The 3875-nt window shown below is 60.7% G+C and carries 5 protein-coding genes; 2 read left to right on the plus strand and 3 right to left on the minus strand.

Annotation, left to right across the window (positions count from 1 at the left end; translation table 11 throughout):
• Positions 1-39: 39 nt before the first annotated feature.
• Positions 40-321: a hypothetical protein gene (locus tag EN914_RS27535; protein ID WP_024501447.1), complete on the minus strand. Its 282-nt coding sequence runs from the start codon at positions 319-321 to the stop codon at positions 40-42.
• A 163-nt stretch (positions 322-484) separates the two neighbouring features.
• Between EN914_RS27535 and EN914_RS27540 the strand changes: the two genes are divergently transcribed.
• Positions 485-1351 (plus strand): SDR family NAD(P)-dependent oxidoreductase, encoded by an 867-nt coding sequence (locus EN914_RS27540; protein ID WP_024501448.1) that lies wholly within the window; start codon positions 485-487, stop codon positions 1349-1351.
• A gap of 3 nt (positions 1352-1354) precedes the next feature.
• Here the strand turns inward: EN914_RS27540 and EN914_RS27545 are convergent, their stop codons facing one another.
• Positions 1355-1780: a low affinity iron permease family protein gene (locus EN914_RS27545; protein ID WP_013530978.1), complete on the minus strand. Its 426-nt coding sequence runs from the start codon at positions 1778-1780 to the stop codon at positions 1355-1357.
• Positions 1781-2042: 262 nt separating this feature from the next.
• On the opposite strand from EN914_RS27545, the gene EN914_RS27550 reads away from it, so the two are divergent.
• Positions 2043-3290, plus strand: coding sequence for a hypothetical protein (locus tag EN914_RS27550; RefSeq protein WP_032898581.1), 1248 nt, complete (start codon positions 2043-2045; stop codon positions 3288-3290).
• Between the two features lie 104 nt (positions 3291-3394).
• Here the strand turns inward: EN914_RS27550 and EN914_RS27555 are convergent, their stop codons facing one another.
• Positions 3395-3688 carry a hypothetical protein gene (locus EN914_RS27555; RefSeq protein ID WP_024501450.1) on the minus strand — a complete coding sequence of 98 codons (294 nt, stop codon included), beginning with the start codon at positions 3686-3688 and terminating at the stop codon, positions 3395-3397.
• Positions 3689-3875: the final 187 nt, after the last annotated feature.

Below are 3875 nucleotides of genomic sequence, written 5' to 3' on the forward strand. Positions count from 1 at the left end.
TTTTCAAGGTAGGGCGCTGCACGGCTTTCCCGAATTGCCCTACTTGCGCATCGCTTTCAGTTTTTCCGCCACCGATGCAGCGAGGTCGGCATAGAGCTCCTCCAGCCGTTCCGCGGCCTTGATGATCGAGAAATCATGGCCGAATTTTTCCAGCGCCATGCGCAGTTTCTCGACGAACTCGGCTTGTTTCTCCAGCGCGGAAAAGAGTGTCTTCACCTGCGCTTCGCTGATGTCGGCATTGGCCAGCATCTGCGGCACCTCGCGGCCCATCTGGTCGCCAATGGCGGTCTGCTCCTTCAGAATTGCAACCCAGTCCGTCAATCAGGAACCTCCGTTTGTCCCCAGGCCTAAATCTCTTTTGCGGGGACAAGGGGCAACATGCGCAGCCTCGGCCGGACTGGTCAACCCGACAAGACGAGCAGAGGCTTGCACCGGCCCGTTCCGGCGCTAAGTTCGGCGCCATCGAACAAGGAATCCATCGCCCATGATCACCGACGCCGAGATCCAGACCGCCCTGCCCGCGCTTGCTCCAGGCAATGCCGCCGTGATCACCGGCGCTGCCAGCGGCATCGGTCTGGCGGCCGCCAAGCGGCTTGCATTGCTAGGCATGAAGATCGTGCTGGCCGACATTGGCGGCGCGCGGCTTGACGACGCCTCGCGCGCCGTTTCCGCGATTGCCGGCGACGGTGCCGTGCTTGCCGTCGCCGCCGACGTTTCGAAGGCGGATGAGATGGACCGTCTCGCCGAGAGGGCGTTCGGCGCCTTCGGCGGCGTGTCGCTGCTGATGAACAATGCCGGCGTGGGCGACAACCCCGGAAAGCCGTGGGAAAACCGCGATGCCTGGAAACGGCTGCTGGACATCAATTTCTGGGGCGTTGTGCATGGCGTGGAGGCCTTCGCGCCGCGCATGCTGGCCTCGGCCAGGCCGGGTCTGATCGTCAACACCGGCTCCAAGCAAGGCATCACCACGCCGCCCGGCAATCTTGCCTACAATGTCTCCAAGGCAGGAGTGAAAACCTTCACGGAAGGCCTGGCGCACGCGTTGCGCAACGAACCCGGCGCCCATGTCGCTGCCCATCTGCTGATCCCCGGCTTCACCTTTACCGGTCTGACCGAGGGTGCGACGGAAAAACCGGCCGGCGCCTGGACCGGCGAACAGGTTGTGGATTTCATGCTGGAATCCCTGACCAGGGGAGATTTCTACATCCTGTGCCCGGACAACGAGGCGGCCCGGCCGCTGGATGAAAAGCGCATGGCCTGGGCGATCGGCGACATCATCGAGAACCGCCCCGCTTTGTCGCGCTGGCATCCGGACCACAAAGGCAGTTTCGCAGCCTTCATGAAAGGCTGATCTTCAGGCCGCTTGCTTTTTCGACCCGCGCTTCTGTGCCACGGCCTTCTTCGCCGCGATGTCGGCGATCTGTTCGTCATGCCGCTTTGCCGCACGCTCGCATTTGGCGCGGATTTCCTCGACTTCGGATTCGGTCAGATGCTCGATGCCGATGAAGTGGTTGTGGCCCTTGCCGACCCGGATCAGTTCGTCGAGCTTGGCCTGGATCGCCGCGCCGTCGCGGTTCTGAGTGTTCTGGATCAGGAAGACCATCAGGAAGGTGATGATGGTCGTGCCCGTGTTGATGACGAGTTGCCAAGTGTCCGAAAAGCCGAAGAACGGACCGCTCACCCCCCAGGCGATGATGATGAGGCAACAGACGGCGAATGTCGGCGGCAGGCCGGCTATGCGGGCGACCCAGTTGGCAACCTTGGTGAAATGCTTTTCCATTTATCGAAATCCTCGACGCTGCGGCGCGATGAGAAACAATCAGCGACCGTTTCAGGTTCCCGATGCAAACAAATACCTCAGGTACAATTAAGTACACGCATAGGGAGAATAGTCCGGAAAACACACCTTATGGGTTCAATGCCACAGTAATCCTGCAGGCAAGAGTGCCTGTTCCTTCCGCTTCACAGCGGTTTACCTCCAGCCCCTTCCGCTGCGCCACCCCCGCATGGCGGAAGGGGTTTCAGTCCGGAGAGCGCGGAGCATGGTTTCCCGAAAGCGCCGACCGGCAGAAAGACAGACGGTCGCTCCACTTTCCCGCAAATTGCTTGGCAGCGCCGGCCTAGGCCTGCTGATGGCCTGCGCGGCCGTGACCGCCAGGGCAGAACCACCAGCAGCACCGGCTGCCGAAATAGCGACCGATCCGACAATCACCGGCAGTCTCGAACGGCATTGGACCAACAACGCGCTGGACAGCGACCATGCGGTCAAGGACTGGTACACACTGTTGCGCGGTTCGCTGCAGCAGCAATGGGGCGACAACGACGCCAACGCGAAATTCAGCGCGGACTTCCAGGTAACGCATTACGACAAGACGTCGATCGAGGACGACCGCGGATTGTCGCTGTCGGCCGAGGCCTTCCGCCGGCTCGGCCCGGGTCTCGAACTGAGGGGATCGCTCAGCTATCGCGTCTCCAGCGCCGGCGACAATCTGGATATCGGCCCGCTGACGCTGGGTACGCGCGAGTTCAAGCAGGTCTTCGGCGCCCAGACACAGCTCGGCATCGACCTCGGCAACGCCACCTCGCTGATCCTCGAGGCCGCCGACAGCTACGAAAAGCTCGGCGCGACGCAGTTCCAGGAAGATCTCATCCTGCCGGCGAAGCTGCATGCCGACCGCAATCTCTTCCAGTTGGCCGCCCGGGTCACCCGGACAGTTGGCCAGCTTGCCTTCGGCGCGTCCGCGTCCGCGCTGTTCGCCAGCGTCGAGGAGATCGGCTACCCGCCGCTTTTCCTGTCGTTCAACGCCTATACGCTGCGCGCCGAGGCGGCCTACAAGGCATCCGATGGTTCGACGCTCGGCGTGGCGCTGGGTGCGCAGTTCCTGCGTGGCGCCGACGACATCTACCAGCGCTGGCGTCCGACCTGGCAAGTCACCTTCGGCAAGCCTCTGCCGCATGGCTTCGAGCTGCGCGGCACCTATTTCGGCCGCTACGAAACGTCCGAAACCGACGATCCGCTAGCTTCCTGGCTGCAGCGCGCGGAACTGGAACTGGGCATGAAGGTGCGCGAAAACCTCGGCATCGCTTCCGGCATCTTCTATGAGCTCAAGGACAATTTGCTCTACGAGAACCAGGAGCGCCGCAAAGGCGTCTATGCCGAAGCGACGTACAACGCGACCAAATCGATGGCCATTGTCGTTCGCGTCGACGTTTCCGAGACCTTCAAGACCGTGATCGACGAGCGCGAACACACGGTCGATGCATTTGTGGGCCTGCGGGCGAAGATCTAGCTGATTCCCGCGCTTTGACTGGGCAGACCCAGAAGCGGAAGCAGGAGGTGTTGAAGACCCTCCTGCCCACGACACGTGACATAGGATGCCCGTGACTTTCCTGCTTAGCGGCGGCCGCCCAGCTTGTAGCTGTTGCCGCCAAGGACATTGACGCCGATACCGCTGAGAACGCCGGTAAGGACGTTGGTCTTGTTGCCGTTCAGAATGCCCTGGACGACATTGCCGCTCAGGATGTTGTTGCCACTCAGGATGCCATTGAGCGCGGTCACCTGGCCGACACCGATGGACGGCGACACATTGATCAGGCTACCCGAGCTACCTCCCCAGCCGCCGGCATAGGCGCCGACAGTCGAGAACGAAACCATAGCAGCGGTGAGTACAAGTGCGAACTTCTTCATAACTTATCTCCATTGTTGCTAGTAGTGTTTTCTTCGACTTCTTAAGACTTACCCCCGAACCGAGTAGTGCATTTTGCCGAAAATCTTGCAACCTTGGAGTGTTTAATTTCGCGGATACAATCCGTTTTCCATTTCTTAACTTTAATATTTTACGTTAAGAAAATTGGTTACCGTCGACGTCTTGAAC

Origin of the sequence: Mesorhizobium sp. M7A.F.Ca.CA.001.08.2.1, assembly GCF_003998455.1 — a bacterium.
Taxonomy (GTDB): Bacteria; Pseudomonadota; Alphaproteobacteria; order Rhizobiales; family Rhizobiaceae; genus Mesorhizobium; species Mesorhizobium ciceri.